Here is a 17,803-nt window from a genome sequence, read left to right as displayed (position 1 = left end):
TAGCAATATCCCACTTTTTCATATAGATTCACGCTCTGTGCGTATATATGATGATAAAACTTTGCAAGAGCTACCCAATGGCTTTCATATCATTGAAGGCAGCTTGCAGCTCTTTAGCCATATATATCCCTTGCTTAAATCCCCCTTGCTCCTACTTGTGCATCTCTCCCCAACTATCGCCCAAGCTCCGCAAACCTTGTGCCAAAGCATAGCGCGTGATATATCTTGTGAGATCCTGCATACAACCACACTTGGTAAAGACCTGCTTCTATGGCTAAAGCCCTAAGATTCTACCAGCTAGCTGATGGCTATGCCTACAATAGCGATAGTTTATTGCTGCTTGATTTTGCCGCGCAATTTTGCAAAAACACGCCAAAAAATATCCTAGATATGGGGGCAGGCTGCGGGATTTTAGGGATTTCGTGTGCGCACTATTTCCACGCCCAAGTAGTCGCCATAGAATCCCAGCCCAAAGTCGCCTTGCTTGCTGCTATCAATGCCAAAACCGCTCCATTTCACACACACAATGAGTCAAGCACGCCTAAAGGCTCCTGTCAAGTGCTTTGTGCAAACTTTTTAGATAAAGCCACGCCACAGCAGGCATTAGCCCTACTTGCCACTATGCACAATCAAGCCCAAAAGAATCCAGAAGAAAACACACAAGAAAACTCAGCCCAAACCCCCAGAATCCACCTCCACACGCCAAAGTCAAAGTCTAGCCCAAAGTTTGACCTCCTAATCGCCAATCCACCATTCTACCGCGATGGCGCACTTAAATCTACCAATGAATTTTTACGCCAAGCACGCTATGAAAGCCAGCTGCCCCTGCAAGCGTGGATACACCAGAGCAAAAGACTTCTAACCCCGCGCGGGGCTTTGGTGTTTTGCTTCCAAGCAAGCGAGATTGCACGCGTGCTAGAAGCCCTAAAGCAAGAGAGCTTTACTTGTGAGATCTTGCGCTTTGTCTATCCCCTGCCATCTAAACGAGCGAAAATCGCGCTTTTTTACGCAAGGCTAGATTCTAGGGCGCAGATGCACATAGAGCCGCCACTTTTCACACACAACTCCCCAAAGCAGAGCGACTTCACGCAAGAAGTCGCGCGCATTTATGCTGCCTATCGCACACATAGTATCAAAGTATATGCGCAAGACATAGTAGATCCTATACTTTTAGACCATTGTCGTGAAACCTTAACAATAATCCCCCATCAAGCCACAGCACACTGACCACAGAAACAAGGCTTATTTAGTAGCTTCCTTTAGACTTGCATTTGTTTTTTCTTGCGCCTCTAGGAGTCGCTTGGCTTCGCCATTTAGCATAAACTCTTCATCATAGGCTTTTTGGATCACGGAGCGCACAATTTGGAGCTTTGATGCATTGGCTTGTCCGGGCAGCATATCAAGCACGATCCCATATAGCTGGATATTATGCGTGATTTCTTCAAACATCTTATTGCGTGCTTTTATATACATTTCTTCATCAGCCATATAGCGCGCTAGCTCCACTTGCACTCGATCAAAGATAATATGCCTCATAGTATTAAGGCGCACACGCTCTTCTATAATCTCACGCGCCCTTTCAAGCTGCTGTCCCAAATCATTGCGCCCCATATATGCTAGCACGCTCACAATCAAAATAAGCGCATCAATATCCGCCCCAAGCGAGTGCGTCTTCCAGCGGATAATATAGGCTTCTATAAACGAAAACTTCTTATATTCTAGCTGCGCACTCATTATTTATCTCCTTTATAGACATTAAGCGCGGCGGGGGCTTGGGTGGTTGGCATCATTTCTAGGCGATTGATATTGATATGCTTTGGCAAATACGCCACAAAGCACACCGCTTGTGCCACATCTTCTGGGCTAAGGGGTGTCGTGCCAGCATAGACAGAATCCGCTCGTTCCTTATCGCCCTTAAAGCGCACGAGAGAAAATTCACTCCCACCGGCTAAGCCCGGCTCAATATCGCTTACACGGATATTTTTATCATACAAATCCGCGCGCAGATTTAGACTAAATTGCTTCACAAATGCCTTGCTCGCGCCATAGACACTGCTGCCCGGATATGGATAGCTTCCGGCGATTGATCCCATATTGATGATATGCCCCTTTTTGCGCGCCACCATAGCAGGCAAAACTCTATGTGTAAGCCGCACTAACGCTAGGATATTGACACTAATCATCTGCTCCCAATCTTCTATCTTGCACGCATTTGCAGGCTCTAGTCCAAGAGCTAGCCCAGCATTATTGACAAGCACATCAATCCCACTAAGCTCGCTCTCGCCATCACCCCCAAGCCCAAAGCCCTTAAGCGCGCTAGAAATCCCCTTACTCAAAGCACAAGTATCCACCACATCACACGCCACAATCGCACAAGACTCTGCCCCAAGCTCTCGCTGCAAGTCTAATAGCTCCTGCTCTCTGCGCGCTGTGGCGATGACCTTCGCCCCCCTAGCCACAAATGCGACCGCACACGCCCTACCAAATCCAGATGATGCCCCAGTGATTACCACGACCATAGCAGCTCCTTAATCTGTAAGTTATATTTGAACTAACCTTCATTGATACTTGTATTATATCTTTACCAATTTGCTATTTTGTTTTCTACTTTTTGTGCAAAATATGCAAATACTCGGTAGTTTTACTCTGCTTTTGTGGGCGATTAGAGTCTGCTTTAAACCGCTGATACTCCTGCTTCGCACAAGCATATTGCCCATATTTTCTCATAAGATTTTCTATCCTCTCTAAATCCAAAAGCCCTTCATCATTGTAGCTTAAAAATATCCATTGAAATTGTGCTTTTTGCAGCAAAGATTCAAGGGCGTTTTCCACATCACCCTTTTTGCACCACGCTGATTTTTCATACGCCCTTAAACCCGTTTTGCCCCGCGGGGTAAAGTCATCATACAAAGCAATGGTATTTAATAGATGATAATTTGCCCCATATTCTCTAGCATTATAAGGCGGATCAAGGTAGAGTATATCGCCACTTATTGTAGTAATCAAATCATTGGCATTTTCATTAAAAACTTGATGAGAATTTTGCGTGAGCTTAAATGTTGCCGGGCTTAAAACAAGCTCTTTTGTCGCGCTTTTTTTAAGCCTTTTTAAAAATGCCCCATACACACAAGCTGTGTTTGCCACGCTATCGCTAGATTCTAAAAGTGAAGTAAGGAGGAAGTAAAATTCATTTTGCGTGATGAAATTTTCATTGTGCCATTGTGTGATTTTCTGCCTTATACTATCGATTTTCATCGCATTTTCATCGCTGAAATATTGCCTTCCACTCCCCCCACCAAGGGCGTAATGCGTGAAAATCTTTCCCTTTTTTAAAGGCGTGTTATTGAGTGTTTCTATTAGCTCATCTGCACGAATAATGGGAGTGTGATTAGCAATATAATTTTGATTTAGCACGAAGCTATAATATTCTTTGTCATTACTTATGACTTGCTTGACTTTTGGTTTAAAAGCCTTGCCCACAGCCCCACTTCCAGCAAATAAATCGCAAAAAATGGAATCTTGCAAAGGCTTGGCATTATGCTTTTTGAGTGTGGATTCTATGCTTTGCTGCAAAAATGGCAGTAGCTTAAGCTTTGAGCCTATGTAATTCATACATCTCCATAAAGTTTTGCACTGATAAAGTCCGCTGCTTCTTTTGCGATTTTTCTCGCACTTTCTTTGCGATATGCCACGGGATCATACTGATAGCAGCCCACACAGCCTAGCCCACCTTCACTTTGGGCGATGTAACGCTCATCACCAGCATAAAAGTCATAAGGGTTACCCTTGATATTTTTCGCACTCCAGCGTGTGTTTGTCTCTTTGCAAGTTTTGCAAATTTGGCGTTTGATGTCATTTGCCGCTTTGCATAAAGGCTGAAAGTCTTCAAATTCTTGCATTGCTAGCTCACTCACACGCATAGAGTCTTTGCGTCCATCTTTGTGGTCAATCTCAATTGTCGTATTTTCACTTTTGCCACAAACGCCTAGCATTACGCATTTTTGGGATTTATAAAAATCTTTAATATCTTTTCGTATGTTTTGGTTAAAAGTTTTAAGCGGATTAAACCCTTGCAATCTTATGGCGTCAATGGAGTTTCCGCTCGTGCGAGTTTTGTCAAACTCTAGGATATATGTTTTGGCTAAATTACTACTAGCTCTACACCAGCTTCCACCATTGCCGAGCTGTAAATCCTTATAATCTCCTACAAACTCACCCACGCCAACCCACCTTGAAAAGCCTTTTTCATCAGGCTTAGCAAGTTCTAAAAATAAATCCATTTTGCTTTTTTTCATAATTTTATGTTTTCTAGTCCCATTCCAATCTCACCAAGTTGCTACCCAGCTTAAAGCGTTAGTTGCCCTCAAATCAATCACTTTACAGCGATTATTATAGGTGCTTTTGGCATAGCTTTTGCTTAATATTTGCCCACTATCACACTTAAGGAGTCTTTATGATATATCAAATAAAAGCCCCTATTTTGGGATTTGAGCATATTACAAGTATCGAGCTTACTAGGCTAGATGAGCATTTCGCCAAGATCACAAGTCAAGACAAAAGCCTTGAGATGATGCTAGTCAATCCCTACTCCTTGCGCGAGTATAGCTTCACAATCCCGCGCTATATAGAAATGCTCCTAGGGCTTGATAGGGACTCTAGCGTGCTTGTGTATTGCATTGTCATCTTGCAAAGAGATGTAGAAGAATCAATGGTGAATTTCCTAGCGCCGCTCATTTTCAACACCAAAGACAAAGTCGCTGGGCAAGTCGCGCTATCGATGATGGATTATCCGGACTTTGGCTTCAAAGATACGCTAAAATCCTTTCTCCAAAAGGGCGCATAATATTTAAGCAACAGGAGCGGCGATGATTGTTATCACAGGAGGTGGCACAGGCGGGCATCTCGCCATAGCTAGGGCATTAGCACAGGAGCTGCAAAACCGCGAGATTCCAGCGATTTATATAGGCTCGCTCTATGGGCAGGATCAAATGTGGTTCGCTGGGGAGTCTGAGGAGGATTGGGCTTTTGAGAATCGCGTTGGCTTTTGGGCTAAAAATGGCGATTGCGGCGGCGAGTCTGCGGTCACTACCGCTCAAGGTAGCTCCCTTGCCTCGCCTTGCAAAGCCCCATTTTTAGCTCCAAAATCCTGCCGCGAGCAGACTGCCCCAGAATCCACGAAAGTGGATTCTAGCTCCAAGCCCCAGAATCCACTTTTCCAGCAATGCTACTTCCTAAACACCTCCGGCGTAGTCAATAAAAAGGGCATTAAAAAGCTAGCAAGCATTTATGCCCAGCTGCGAGCGGCATTGCGTGTGCGTAAAATCTTTGCCAAGCATAAGGTGCGAGCAGTCATTAGCGTGGGAGGATTTAGCGCGGGACCTGCGAGCCTAGCGGCAATCCTGCTTAGAAAACCTCTCTTTATCCACGAGCAAAATGCTATCCAAGGCAAGCTAAACTCCTTGCTAGCTCCCTTTGCTAAGGCGGTGTTTAATTCATTCCGCCCGCCATTCCCACCCTATCCTATCAAGCAAGAAGCCCTGCAAAGTCGCAGAATCCGCACGGAGTTTCAAAGCATTATCTTTATCGGTGGCTCGCAAGGCGCAAAGGCGATCAACGACCTAGCTCTGCAAGCCGCGCCAAAGCTGCTAGCAAGGGGGATACGCATTATCCACCAATGCGGAGAGAGAGATTTAGATCGCGTGAGAGAAGCGTATAAAAAAGTGGATTCTAGGCTTGTAGAATCTAGCGACCCAAAAGCCCTAGAATCCTCGTTTGACAGCCCTGCACCTAGGCTCACACTTTTTGGCTTTGACAAAGACCTAATCAAGCATTTAGACAAAGCGGATATATGTGTGGCGCGCGCTGGGGCGTCAAGTATCTGGGAGAATGCCGCCCTATCTCTGCCCACCATCTATATCCCCTATCCCTACGCTGCAAATAACCACCAGCACCACAACGCTAGCTACTTCACGCGCCAAGGGCTTGGGCTAATGATCACCGAGCAGGATTTATCTACCCCCACGCAAGCAGCACAAAAAGGCGCGGATACAGCGGATACAAAAGTGGATTCTAGTAAAACTTGCGCGGATATACGAGCTATGGATTTAGAGAAGTTTTTCACACTACTTTCCCAGCTAGAAAGCAATCTTGAAGCGATTTCTACCAATCTTAGCAAAACTATCACAGAAAATGGCGCGCAATCTATCATCACCCAAATCCTAGCAGCCCTAGAGCCCTCCACTGCCAAAGCCGCAGCAGCCAAGCCTACTTAAGCGGTCGTTGTAGAAAAATTTGCTATAACTAAACCACAACACACAAAGGGACATAATGATAAAAGTCGGGATTCTAGGGGCAAGTGGCTACACGGCAAATGAGCTTGTGCGCATACTATTAGGACACAAAGAAGTAGAAATTGCTTGGCTAGGCTCACAAAGCCAGATCGATAAGCCCTACCACCACAGCTATCAAAACTTCTTCCAAATCCTACCGCTCTCTTGTATCGATGCAAGCGAGCTAGAATCCTTATGTAAGCACATTGATGTGCTATTTTGCGCTACGCCGCATAATTTCTGCGCCACGATTCTCACACCAAAAGTCCTAGAATCCACAAAAGTCATCGATCTAAGCGCGGATTTTCGCCTGCGCGATATAGAGACTTTCGCCGCGCATTACCACACCACACACGCCAATCCAACCCTACTAGCCCAAAGTGTCTATGGGCTTTGCGAGCTAAATCGAGCACAGATCAAGCCCGCACGCCTTGTGGCAAATCCGGGCTGCTACCCTACTTGTAGTATTCTCTCCCTAGCTCCCCTACTTGCCAATAATCTCATCGACCTAGATTCTATCATCATCGATGCTAAGTCCGGCACCTCAGGTGCAGGGCGCAAGGCGGCTTTGGATAGCTTGTTTTGCGAGGTGAATGAAAGCTTCAAGGCATATAGCATCACCTCTCATCGCCACACACCAGAGATCGAGCAAGCCCTAAGCGAGATCGCCAAAGAGCCGATTACCCTAAGCTTCACGCCCCATCTTGTGCCGATGAATCGCGGGATTTTAGCTACAAGCTATGCGCGATTGCGCGATCCAAAAGTGGATTCTACTGCTCTGCGCCATATCTATAAAGACTTCTATAAAGGAGAGTATTTCGTGCGTGTGCTAGACCACGGACTTAGCGCGCAAACGCGCTGGGTGAAAGGAAGCAATTTCATCGACATAGCTCCTTATGTCGATACACGCACCAATCGCATAATCATCACCGCAAGTATTGATAATCTCATCAAAGGCGCGAGCGGTCAAGCGGTGCAGAATATGAATATTATGTGCGGATTTAGAGAATCTAGCGGACTTGAAGCCGCACCGATGTTTCCATAATCCCATAAAGGCATTAGATGAAGACAAACCAAAAAGCAAAGATTCTAGCAAATCTCCATATCCGCCCTATGCGCCTAGATGACTATGAGCAAGTCGCTATGCTATGGCAGCAAATTGAAGGATTCTATATCCGCAGCATTGATGATTCTAAAGAGGGTGTAGCACGCTTTCTTGCACGCAATCCCAACACCAGCGTAGTCGCCGTGCTAAAAGATGAAGATCAAAAAGAGTGGATAATCGGCAGTATTTTATGCGGACACGATGGGCGATATGGTAGTCTCTACCATGTATGCGTGCATAAAGATTTCCGCCAAATGGGCATAGGCTCGCGTATGGTAGAAGCCGCCCTAAACGCGCTCAAAAAAGAGCAGATCTCTAGCATTTCTCTCATCGCCTTTAGCGAAAATATCATCGGCAATACCTTTTGGAAGAAGCAAGGCTGGGCTAGCAAGCCAAATGCCAATCGCTATGAATTTAGCCTAAATCCTGCCAACATCTCCCATAAAATCGATAGCCCAAACCCCAAAAACTAAGGAGTCTCTATGTCAAAATCCACCAAAACCCCCACACAAAAGCTACTAAAAGCCACTGCCAAAGCCACCTTAGCCAAAGCTTCAAGCACACCAGCTAACCCCTCATCAAAGCCACAAGAGCCAAGCAGCAAAGCCCCAAGAGCCAAGCTAGAATCCATAAAGCTACTAAAAAGCGGGCTAAATGCACTGCCTAGCTTCCAATATAGCGGCACACAAGCTGGAATCAAATACAAAAAGCGCACCGATATGAGCCTGATTTTTAGCCCCTATCCGTGCGTGGGAGCAGGCGTTTTCACGACCAATAAAGTCCGCGCGGCGTGTATAGGGCATAATGAAGCGATACTAAAGCTCAAGCAGCCCCTACACGCTATCATCGCCAATGCCGGCAATGCCAATGCCTGCACAGGCGCACAAGGTGAAAAGGCGTGTAAAGAGAGTGCGATCACTGCTGGAGCGGTGCTAGGGGTAGAATCCACTAGCGTGCTGCTGGCTTCTACGGGCGTTATAGGCGTGCAGCTCCCACTTGATAGGATCAAAAAGGGCATAAATCTCCTAGCTCAAAGCAAGTCCAGCAGCAGAGCAAGTGCCAAAACCGCAGCACAAGGGATTATGACAACAGACTTGTTTGAAAAAGAAGCCGCAGTAGAGTTTATCGCCTCTAATGGCAGGCGCGTGCGGCTAGCGGGGATCGCCAAAGGTAGCGGTATGATCCATCCAAATATGGCGACAATGCTATGTTTTATCATCACAGATTGCGCTATCAGCCAAAAGCTCTTGCAAAAAGCTTTGCAAAAAGATGTCAAAGACTCTTTTAATATGATTAGTGTCGATGGTGATACTTCTACCAATGATATGACCCTAGTGCTTGCTAATGCAAGAGCGCACAACACGCCTATTATCACCCAAGATGATAGCGATTACGCGCTTTTTGTCAAAGCTCTCTCCCTGCTTACCACAACCCTTGCGAGAAAAATCGCGCGCGATGGCGAGGGTGCGACAAAGCTGCTTGTCTCCCACTGCCTAAATGCTGCAAGCAAAAAAGACGCACGCAAAATCGCAAAATCTGTGATCGCATCAAGCCTTGTAAAAGCAGCGATGTTTGGGAATGACGCAAATTGGGGGCGGATTTTATGCGCTATGGGGTATAGTGGGGGCAATTTTGATCCAAAAGTCGTTGATGTAAAGCTAGCAAGCAGTGCTGGGGAGATAGCGATTATGCGCAATGGCAATGCGCAGCCTATCGATGAGAAATTTGCCAAAAAGCTCTTACAAAAAGATGAGATACATATATTTATCGACTGCAAACGCGGCAAAAAAAGCGCGTGCGCGTATGGCTGTGATTTGAGCTATGACTATGTAAAAATTAACGCCGATTATCGCTCATAGCTCTTAGGAGCTAGACGCCCCCAAACGCGCTACACAATCCAAACTTTCACACCCTAGAATCCACTTTATCACCACTGGACTCCAAAACTTACGATAGAGCAAAAATATCTGTAATATCAATCTCAAAGGCTTTGGCGATTTTGTAGCAATGCTCTAGGTTGAAGTGCTTGCCATAGCGGCAGCTCTCACAATTGGAGTAGAACGCCACTGACTTAATGCCAATTTCAAGGGCTAGATCAAGCTGGGAGACTCCGCGCTTCTCACGCAAGATTCTAATATTAGCAGATACGCGTTTGTAAAACTCGCTAATCTCCTCTTGCGTGGCGTTGCCATAAAGCTTTTGTATCACTCAAAGTCCCTTGATAGCCGTGGCTAATATTTATCCTATAGGATTAAGTAGAAACTAAAATTTACAAAGATACAATCCGCTTTTATATATCCTATGGGATAAATTTTTAGAGAAAGGGGTTGAAAAATGATTTATGTAATAGCATTCTTTCTGCCATTTGTTTGTATGTTTGTAAAAGGTCTATGGATTCAAGCGTTTTTTAATCTTATTGTTTGGCTATGTGGATTTGTAACCTTTGGCGCGGGCACTGGATTTGCCATTATTTGGGCTTGGATTTCTATCGCCCAAAAAGTCAATAAAGAACGACACTCACAAATGATTGATACCGTGGCAGCGGGTAGCATAGGCGTGCAAAGAAGCTTTAGCGAGATGAAAAAGAGCATTTTACTCAATCAAACGATAGTGAAAACTAATTTTTAACAAAGGATAGAAAAATGAAAAAAGTAATCTTTGGCTTAGCGTTTTCTATAGTGTGTGCTTTTGGGCTTGGAAAAGAAAAAATGATAGTGGAGTTCTCAAATGGAATGATGCTTGGTGTGTGTCTGGCAAGAGAGCAAGCAATAGCGAATATGCGCATAAACAATGGTATGGATGCAAAAATAGCTGCAGAGCTTTCAGCAAAAGCTATCAAAGTATGCGGCGAAGCAATATCCCCATTGCAACCAACGAAAAAATCTTATAAAAACAAAAAAGAACTGCTGCGAGCTGCTGATGCCATCGTTGACGAAGGTATCAAGTTCGGTCAAGAAGAGACTACGAAAATTATTGGATATATTATGGATGGACTAGACCATATATCAAAATAACAAAAACAACTAAAGGAATCCCTATGTCTTACACTTATCTTCATCTAGCACAAGAAGTGCTACTAGATTCTGCTACACCTTTGCAGCTTGGGCAAATATGGAATCTAGCCAAGCAAAAAGGCTTAGACAAAAAGCTAGAGAGTGAAAATCCTAGAAAATCAGTCTTGGCGACTGCCTTGCACTCACCAACAAGGCGTGAAGCCTACAATATTTTTGCATTTTCAAAGTCTCCCACACTCTTTGGTATCATAGGCAAACACGAAGCTATAATCCCAGAAGCTGCAAACGACTCACAAGAAAATGAGAATGACAAAACAAGCAAAGAGCAGCTTGAACGCTCTCTCCACCCGCTATTTGTGAAATTTGCTAGAGATGAGCTTGGTCTCTTTTGTAAAACAATTTTCCACGAGAAAAGTCAAAAGCGTGAAAAGGGCATAAATGAGTGGATTCACCCTGATATTGTAGGAGTGAAATTTAATATCCAAGATTTTAAAGAAAGCAAATGCCAAAGGGAGATATTAGAGTTTATCCATACATTCAATTACCCAAAAATAGAGCTTTACTCATTTGAGCTAAAAGTAGAGATAAAATCCACTGATTTGAAAAAGATATATTTCCAAGCGGTGTCAAACTCTAGCTGGGCGAACTATGGCTATTTAGCGGTATTTAGACCCATAGAGCCTAGCATAAAAGATGAACTAAGGAAGCTTAATGCACGATTTGGCATTGGCGTTATTAACTTTGGCACAGACAATGAAGATTGGGAGATTATTTTTCAGGCTAAAAGGCGGGAAGATATTGATATTTCAATGCTTGATGAGCTAGGCAGGATAAATGATGATTTTAAAAAGCTACTAGATGATATTATAAAAGATACAAAAGGCAAGCGTGAAGAGCCTGTGCCACAGGATTATGATAAATACTTGAGTGATGAAGATAGGGAAGAATATGTCAAACAACACGATATGAAAACAAAACGCGACCAATAGGGATAACACACCTAGAATCCACTTTTAGCTCATACCACAAGCAGCCCCAAGTAAGAGCCACCCCTACTTATCAACGCCCTCTCATACCCCCTGTGCCAAGCTTATGCCAAATACTCCCTAACAAATGCCAAAAAATACCGCACGCCTAGCCGCGCCTTTATCTCGCTATTCATCGCGTGGATGGCGGATTGTATCGCCACTTTTTTTGCATACTCACTAGGATCTAGCTCGCATAAGCGCATAATGCGCGTGGCTTTCTCCACATACTCTGCCTCGCTAAACGCGCTAGTCTCTCTAGCAAATTCTAAGACACATTCCTTGTAGCTAGCAAAGTCGCTAAAAAAAGTGGATTCTAGCGCATTGTGTAATAGCATAGAATTTTCACCCCTAGAATCCACTTTTTCACCTGCTGGATCTACACGCCTGCAATCATCGATAATCGCTTCTATGATCCCCCTTGTCTCATCAAGCTGAGATACAAAAGTGGATTCTAGCTGCTTGGCTGACTCATAGTAGCGCAGACTAAGCCCACGCCCCTTTGCCACATACTCGATCCTGCTCTCGCCTTGCTCCATAGGAAAGCTATCTGCCCAAAAGTTCAAAATATGCCCATACACCGCGCTATCCACATAGCCACCAAAGAAAAAGCGCGGAAGAAGCTGTGGATTGATTTGTGAGATTTTTTGCTTGATCTCACCTTCATTACCAAGCCCACAAGCTAAAAACCTCCAATGTGGATTCTGCTCCAAAATCGCGCAAATACTGCGCAAATATGCGAGCGAGTCGATCTTCACCAATCGCCCAATCACGCCAAAAAGGCGCAAGGGCTGCTTCACACTAGAATCCACATAGCAAGCGCGCGTATCAGCAATGAGCTCTTGTGGGACTTTTGGATTATAAAAGCTTCTATCCATTTGCACCGGGATCCCATAGAAGCTAAAGCCATTGTGCGCGATAGACTTTTGATTATTACAAATATGCGTTAGGCGTGTATCAATCCCGCTAATATCATAGACAAAATTCCCGTGTGTCCAAAATACCTGCACCCTAGCACACCGACTTGCAAGCAGAAAATCACTAATCCCATAGCCATTATTGGGACTAATGAGCATAGCCACCTCATCTCTAAGCATAATCTCACGCAGTGCTAGGGCTTTTTGCAAGTGGGAATTGTAGAATCCAGCTTTATTAAAGCCAAGCCCTATATCGATGGTTTCTATACCAAGTTTCGCTAGTTTAGCGATGGCTTGTGGGTTGTTTTCGGACTTTTCTATAAGGCTCATACAATAGATTTTGATTTCGTAATGCTGTGTAAATTCTGGGCTTGCAAGGAGATTTTTTATCAAGCTGTATTCGACTTTGAAAGGCGAGTTTTCTACAATCCTATCACGCAATATGCCGATGATTTTGCGCTTGTTGGTGCTTGGGCTAGACTTAGGCAAATATGGCAAAAACTTTGCGGCAAACTCCCTATAAATAGGCACAGCATATTGAGAAATCTCGGTATTAAACTCCTGCCACTGCTCCTGCTTGCTAAAACTATTGCCACAAATATGATAGATAAAAAACTGCAAATATAGGGCTAGATCCAGCCACTGCGCGATGAGTGGCGGCACGCTTGATGAGCTTGTATCATCACGCAATGCTTGTGATACCTGCCTCAAGGCGGCATAAAATTCTTGCTTCCACACAGGATATAGACTAAGCCACTCGCGGTTGTTAAAGAGATTTTTTGCATTCCAGAGAATATGTAGCTGCCAATTACAAATATTGCGGACTAACAGTGGTGCTTGTGAGCTTAAATGGGCTTGCGTATAGGCTTGTATAATCGCTGGTCTAACACAGGACACCCCAATCTCTTGTATAGAAAAAAGCTCGAGCAAAAACTCCCCACAACGCCCAGCTGATATACCATCAATAGAAGCGCACATAATGCGCGAGAGAAAAAACATCACCCCATCATTGTCTAAATTATCTAGACTTTTTTCACATAAGTTGTCGTATTTATCGGTATTTGTATTAAAAAAACTTAGATTTTGCTGCGAGGGGTTTGCTAGAACTCTCGCAATTGCACCCAGCTCTATAAGCATAATATACTCTTCTTGGCTAGGTTGTGTTGCTAAAAGCTTTTGCACAGATTCTATAAAGGGCTTAAACCGCTCATCTGCCCCAAGAGACTTTGGCGCGATAAATGCGAGATACAAAAACCCACAATCAAGAATATCACCCTGCGTAAAAATCTGCAAAATCTTCGTGCGGAAGCTCTCAAATATTTTTTCATAAATAGCGAGATTGGCACTTAAGTTTGTGCTTATGTCTTGCGCGGAATAGGACTTTAGCAAATGCGCAACAATACTTAGTAAAAGCATACGCAAGTCTTGCTTTGTGTGAGCATTTTCCATCAAGCCTAGAAATCTAGAATGCTCTACCATCATTGACCCCTAAGGCGTTAGCAACGACTGCGGTGGTGCGCTTGCCTGCATAGAAAATGTCGTATCAATCAGCCACAAATACCCCAGCCTAGAACGCTGCGCATAGGGCTTTATCTCTGCAGAAATATAGCCAAAGTCGTGATTCACGCTTACTACTTCACCCACAGAAATCCCTTCAATGAAAATCCCATCAAGCCCACTTGTAACAACCTGATCACCAATATCAACCTTCCGCCACGAAGGGATAAAATCCGCGGTAATATATCGAGAATCCACTGCGCTAGAATGCACAATAGCAGGGATCTTCTCATCACCAATTAGGACACTATAGCTACTCTTTCGCTCGCCATTTAAAAGCCCCATTAACTTACCATCATAAATAACTGCGATACCCAAAGCTTTATTATCTTGCACAATCCCCAAAATATGGTCTTTAGCATAATTGCTCACATCAAAATCTATCCACACACGATTAGAATCCCCCATACTCACATACGAATATGCGCGAGCTGGGAAAAATCTCGCATCATTGACAAAGGCTTGCTGCGTATCAAAAACAGAGAGCGCATCAAGCTCATTGCGCGTATGCATTAGCTCTAGCTCTAACTTCTCGTAGTTTTTCAACTTTTCTTCATATAAGTGGATAGTTTTTGCTTGGGTAATGTATTTATTATAAGAAAGTGCTATGCTGTCTTTTACATCAAGGATAAAAATCTTGATACCATCCCCAACAAAGCTGATATGTCTTTGCAAAAAACTGCTAGAATCTATGGCGATAAACACTATCGCCATTATCACAACGACAATGCTTAGGGATTGATAGCGCATTATTCGTAACGACTAGTATTGTGCAATGTATCAAGCTCTTCTATAGCTTTTCCCGTGCCTTTTGCCACAGCCAAAAGTGGCTCATCACCTATAAATACAGGAAGTTTCACAGTATCAGACAAATACCTATCAAGCCCCCGTATAAGCGCACCACCACCCGTAAGCGTCAAGCCATTTTCTACCAAATCCCCTGCTAAATCCGCCGGAACTTCTTCAATAACACTTTTCACCGCACTGCTGATCTCACGCAACTGGTCTTTAATCGCTTCCCGTATGTCTTCGTTTGTTAGCTCGATAGTATTAAGCAGCCCACTCACTTGATCGCGTCCTTTAATCTGCATAGAAAGTGGTGTATCAAGAGGAGCTGCTGCACCGATTTTGATTTTTATTTCTTCGCCAGCACGCTCACCAATTAAAAGATTATAATGCTTGCGCACATGATTGACAATCGCCATATCAAGCTTATCGCCTGCCACGCGGATAGACTTTGAGATGACAAGCCCACCAAGCGAGATGACACCTATTTCTGTTGTCCCTCCACCAATATCCACAATAAGACTTCCTTGTGGCTCTTTGATAGGCAGTCCCGCACCAATAGCTGCTGCCATAGGCTCTTCTATAAGATACACTTCTCTAGCCCCAGCACTCATAGCGGACTCTTTCACAGCTTTGCGCTCCACACCTGTGAGTCCATAAGGCACACACACCATAATGCGCGGGCGGATAAGGGATTTGCGGTTATGGGCTTTTTCAATGAAATAGCGGATCATTTTTTCCGTTACATCAAAATCTGCGATTACGCCATCTTTCATCGGGCGGATAGCTTGGATACCGCTTGGGGTTTTGCCGACCATTTCCTTTGCTTCGTGTCCAACAGCTAGAATCTCTCCATCTCTATCATATCGATCCACGCGCACCGCGACAATGGAAGGCTCATTGATGATAATCCCCTGCCCTTTTAGCAAAACAATTGTGTTTGCTGTCCCTAAGTCAATCGCAATATCGTGCGAAAACATACCGATAAGCTTATTTAATAACACTTTACGCTCCTTGTGTTTTAGGTGATTCTTTTGATTTTTTCGGCTTAGTGATAATGGGTTTTTGCTTATGCTCTACGCAATCTTTGGTAATTGTAACCTTGCAATGGCGCATTGTAGGCAAATCAAACATAATATCCGTAGCAAAGCTCTCAATAATCGCACGCAAGCCTCGTGCGCCTGTTTTCCTAGCGATAGCAAGCTCGGCAATTTTTTCGATCGCATCTTGCTCAAATTCTAGCTGCACATCATCTAGCTCAAATAATTTGGTGTATTGCTTCACTAGCGAATTTTTGGGCTTGGTGAGAATATCTACCATAGCTTCTTTGGTGATGGGCTGTAATGTCGCGATAATGTGCAAACGCCCTATAAGCTCTGGTATAAGCCCATAACTCACCAAGTCATCAGGCTCTACAAGATGCAAAATATCATCTTGCTCGCTCTTAGTCTTTTGCACTTGTCCAAAGCCCAGCACATTGCTGCCCATTCTACGCTTGATAATCTCGCCTAATCCATCAAATGCCCCACCACAAATAAATAAAATATTTGTCGTATCAAGCTGTATGAACTCTTGATTTGGGTGCTTTCTGCCACCTTTTGGGGGGATATTAACCACACTACCTTCAATAATTTTTAGCAACGCCTGCTGCACACCCTCGCCAGATACATCGCGCGTGATGGAGCGATTTTCTGAAAGCCTAGAAATCTTATCAATCTCATCGATAAAGACAATCCCCATCTGTGCCTTTTTTTCATCATTTCCAGCGGCTTGGTAGAGCCTTGTAAGGATATTTTCTACATCTTCGCCCACATAGCCAGCTTCTGTAAGACTTGTTGCATCAGATATAGCGATTGGCACATCTAAAAATCGTGCTAAAGTCTGTGCCATAAGTGTTTTGCCACTACCAGTAGGTCCCACGAGCAAAATATTTGATTTTGTGATTTCCACATCACTTGTGTTTGTCATATTGCTCGCTATGCGTTTGTAGTGATTATACACCGCCACAGAAAACACCTTTTTAGCTTCTTCTTGCCCTACGACATATTCATCAAGCTTAGCTTTCATCTCCCTAGGCGTAGGAATATCAATAAAAGCTTGTGCATTATCAATCAAAGATTCTCTAGAAGTGCTTGGCATACCTGTGGTATCTACCATATCTATCCCTGATTGTCGTAGCGTTTTATATAACCCACCAATGCACGATGGACAAATTCTCCCAGATCTACTTCCTTCAAAGTATGTATTATGTATTTCTTTGCCACAAAAATCACAATATTTTTTCATTCTTTGCCTTTCCGGATAGGAATACCCCTTGATGAATCAAGCACAAATTGGCAAATATTTGCAATAGATTCTAGCTCCACACCAGAATCCAAAATCTGCTTAGCATAATCACGCATAGAAGTCGCAGCAAAAAGCTCTTTATAAAATGCACTAATAGCATCAATTTCTTCACTTGTGAATAATTTGCGCATTCTATGTTTATTGAGTCCGCGGATCACAGCTCGATTGCCCTCTGCCATACAAAATGGTGGGATATCTTGTGAAAGCGCACTTGCCCCAGCGACCATCGCCCCATCGCCAATCTTGACAAACTGATGCACAGGTGTCATACCACCGATATTGACATAATCCCCAATCACGATATGCCCACCAAGAGTAGCGTTATTGGCAAGGATACAATGATCGCCAATCACACAATCGTGAGCGATATGCACATACGCCATAAAGAGATTATTGTTTCCTATGATTGTCTTGCCTATGCCACCTTCTGTGCCGGGGTTAAACATACAATGTTCGCGGATAAGATTATCTTCACCGATGATAAGCTCCACTTTTTCCCCAGCATATTTTAAATCTTGTGGTATCGTGCCAAGCACCGCATAAGGGAAAATTGTCGTGCGTGCGCCAATGGTAGTATCCCCAAGGATAGTTACGCCATTATAGAGCTTGCAACCAGCAGCGATTTTTACAGATTCTCCAATGACACAAAAATCACCGATTTCCACATCATCGGCAATTTGCGCACCTTTATGAATAATGGCGGTTTTTGCGATATGTGCCATTC

Annotated in this window: 19 protein-coding genes and 1 pseudogene; 10 read left to right on the top strand and 10 right to left on the bottom strand. The window is 44.0% G+C overall.

The window, feature by feature from the left end; translation table 11 throughout:
- The first annotated feature begins 270 nt into the window (after nucleotides 1-270).
- Nucleotides 271-1,227: a tRNA1(Val) (adenine(37)-N6)-methyltransferase gene (locus NYG90_RS00585; RefSeq protein WP_285256242.1), complete on the top strand. Its 957-nt coding sequence runs from the start codon at nucleotides 271-273 to the stop codon at nucleotides 1,225-1,227.
- A gap of 15 nt (nucleotides 1,228-1,242) precedes the next feature.
- Here the strand turns inward: NYG90_RS00585 and NYG90_RS00580 are convergent, their stop codons facing one another.
- The 4 genes from NYG90_RS00580 to NYG90_RS00565 all read right to left on the bottom strand — a co-directional run bounded on the left by NYG90_RS00580 (nucleotide 1,243) and on the right by NYG90_RS00565 (nucleotide 4,295).
- Nucleotides 1,243-1,734, bottom strand: a complete 492-nt coding sequence (locus NYG90_RS00580) for a hypothetical protein (RefSeq protein WP_285264539.1) — start codon at nucleotides 1,732-1,734, stop codon at nucleotides 1,243-1,245.
- Nucleotides 1,734-2,519 (bottom strand): SDR family NAD(P)-dependent oxidoreductase, encoded by a 786-nt coding sequence (locus NYG90_RS00575; protein ID WP_285264538.1) that lies wholly within the window; start codon nucleotides 2,517-2,519, stop codon nucleotides 1,734-1,736. The genes NYG90_RS00580 and NYG90_RS00575 overlap by 1 nt, the downstream gene beginning before the upstream one ends.
- A gap of 85 nt (nucleotides 2,520-2,604) precedes the next feature.
- Nucleotides 2,605-3,612, bottom strand: coding sequence for a DNA adenine methylase (locus NYG90_RS00570; RefSeq protein WP_285256239.1), 1,008 nt, complete (start codon nucleotides 3,610-3,612; stop codon nucleotides 2,605-2,607).
- The gene (locus NYG90_RS00565; RefSeq protein ID WP_285256238.1) at nucleotides 3,609-4,295 is read right to left on the bottom strand and encodes a restriction endonuclease; all 687 of its coding nucleotides are present in this window, start codon (nucleotides 4,293-4,295) and stop codon (nucleotides 3,609-3,611) included. Before NYG90_RS00565 ends, NYG90_RS00570 begins: the two co-directional genes overlap by 4 nt.
- A 158-nt stretch (nucleotides 4,296-4,453) precedes the next feature.
- Here NYG90_RS00565 and fliW point away from each other — a divergent pair, with 158 nt between their 5' ends.
- The 6 genes and pseudogenes from fliW (at nucleotide 4,454) to argJ (ending at nucleotide 9,293) form a co-directional block, all read left to right on the top strand.
- Entirely contained in the window at nucleotides 4,454-4,843 is a 390-nt protein-coding gene (gene fliW, locus NYG90_RS00560; protein WP_115011002.1) for a flagellar assembly protein FliW, read from the top strand.
- A 22-nt stretch (nucleotides 4,844-4,865) separates the two neighbouring features.
- Nucleotides 4,866-4,997: pseudogene (locus tag NYG90_RS00555) on the top strand (glycosyltransferase); the annotation flags it as partial.
- Nucleotides 4,989-6,272: a UDP-N-acetylglucosamine--N-acetylmuramyl-(pentapeptide) pyrophosphoryl-undecaprenol N-acetylglucosamine transferase gene (locus tag NYG90_RS00550; RefSeq protein WP_285256429.1), complete on the top strand. Its 1,284-nt coding sequence runs from the start codon at nucleotides 4,989-4,991 to the stop codon at nucleotides 6,270-6,272. The pseudogene NYG90_RS00555 and the gene NYG90_RS00550, both read left to right, overlap by 9 nt.
- 52 nt (nucleotides 6,273-6,324) lie before the next feature.
- Entirely contained in the window at nucleotides 6,325-7,374 is a 1,050-nt protein-coding gene (gene argC, locus NYG90_RS00545) for an N-acetyl-gamma-glutamyl-phosphate reductase (RefSeq protein ID WP_285256428.1), read from the top strand.
- A 17-nt stretch (nucleotides 7,375-7,391) separates the two neighbouring features.
- On the top strand, nucleotides 7,392-7,907 hold the full coding sequence (locus tag NYG90_RS00540) for a GNAT family N-acetyltransferase (protein ID WP_285256237.1): 516 nt from the start codon (nucleotides 7,392-7,394) through the stop codon (nucleotides 7,905-7,907).
- A gap of 9 nt (nucleotides 7,908-7,916) precedes the next feature.
- Nucleotides 7,917-9,293 (top strand): bifunctional glutamate N-acetyltransferase/amino-acid acetyltransferase ArgJ, encoded by a 1,377-nt coding sequence (gene argJ, locus NYG90_RS00535; protein WP_285264537.1) that lies wholly within the window; start codon nucleotides 7,917-7,919, stop codon nucleotides 9,291-9,293.
- A gap of 88 nt (nucleotides 9,294-9,381) precedes the next feature.
- Here the strand turns inward: argJ and NYG90_RS00530 are convergent, their stop codons facing one another.
- Nucleotides 9,382-9,639, bottom strand: a complete 258-nt coding sequence (locus NYG90_RS00530) for a helix-turn-helix transcriptional regulator (RefSeq protein WP_115012274.1) — start codon at nucleotides 9,637-9,639, stop codon at nucleotides 9,382-9,384.
- 129 nt (nucleotides 9,640-9,768) lie between these two features.
- Between NYG90_RS00530 and NYG90_RS00525 the strand changes: the two genes are divergently transcribed.
- From NYG90_RS00525 to NYG90_RS00515, 3 genes are read left to right on the top strand one after another with little or no spacing between them, the layout of a single operon-like run.
- Nucleotides 9,769-10,062 (top strand): hypothetical protein, encoded by a 294-nt coding sequence (locus NYG90_RS00525; protein WP_285264536.1) that lies wholly within the window; start codon nucleotides 9,769-9,771, stop codon nucleotides 10,060-10,062.
- Between the two features lie 14 nt (nucleotides 10,063-10,076).
- The gene (locus tag NYG90_RS00520; protein WP_285264535.1) at nucleotides 10,077-10,448 is read left to right on the top strand and encodes a hypothetical protein; all 372 of its coding nucleotides are present in this window, start codon (nucleotides 10,077-10,079) and stop codon (nucleotides 10,446-10,448) included.
- Nucleotides 10,449-10,471: 23 nt separating this feature from the next.
- Nucleotides 10,472-11,437, top strand: coding sequence for an HrgA protein (locus NYG90_RS00515; protein ID WP_285264534.1), 966 nt, complete (start codon nucleotides 10,472-10,474; stop codon nucleotides 11,435-11,437).
- A 101-nt stretch (nucleotides 11,438-11,538) separates the two neighbouring features.
- On the opposite strand, the gene NYG90_RS00510 is transcribed toward NYG90_RS00515, so the two are convergent.
- From NYG90_RS00510 to lpxA, 5 genes are read right to left on the bottom strand one after another with little or no spacing between them, the layout of a single operon-like run.
- Complete coding sequence (locus NYG90_RS00510; RefSeq protein WP_285264533.1) at nucleotides 11,539-13,839, bottom strand: glycosyltransferase family protein; 2,301 nt, start codon at nucleotides 13,837-13,839, stop codon at nucleotides 11,539-11,541.
- 39 nt (nucleotides 13,840-13,878) lie between these two features.
- Nucleotides 13,879-14,697, bottom strand: coding sequence for a rod shape-determining protein MreC (gene mreC / locus NYG90_RS00505; RefSeq protein ID WP_115010994.1), 819 nt, complete (start codon nucleotides 14,695-14,697; stop codon nucleotides 13,879-13,881).
- Nucleotides 14,697-15,737 (bottom strand): rod shape-determining protein, encoded by a 1,041-nt coding sequence (locus tag NYG90_RS00500; RefSeq protein ID WP_115010993.1) that lies wholly within the window; start codon nucleotides 15,735-15,737, stop codon nucleotides 14,697-14,699. The genes mreC and NYG90_RS00500 overlap by 1 nt, the downstream gene beginning before the upstream one ends.
- A 1-nt stretch (nucleotide 15,738) precedes the next feature.
- Entirely contained in the window at nucleotides 15,739-17,019 is a 1,281-nt protein-coding gene (clpX, locus tag NYG90_RS00495) for an ATP-dependent protease ATP-binding subunit ClpX (protein ID WP_285256231.1), read from the bottom strand.
- Entirely contained in the window at nucleotides 17,016-17,801 is a 786-nt protein-coding gene (lpxA, locus tag NYG90_RS00490) for an acyl-ACP--UDP-N-acetylglucosamine O-acyltransferase (RefSeq protein WP_115010991.1), read from the bottom strand. Before lpxA ends, clpX begins: the two co-directional genes overlap by 4 nt.
- Nucleotides 17,802-17,803 lie beyond the last annotated feature (2 nt).

This window comes from Helicobacter zhangjianzhongii, from assembly GCF_030249855.1.
GTDB lineage: Bacteria > Campylobacterota > Campylobacteria > Campylobacterales > Helicobacteraceae > Helicobacter_B > Helicobacter_B zhangjianzhongii.
Note: the sequence above shows the minus strand (reverse complement) of the source record. Positions and strands in the feature narration are given on the sequence as shown.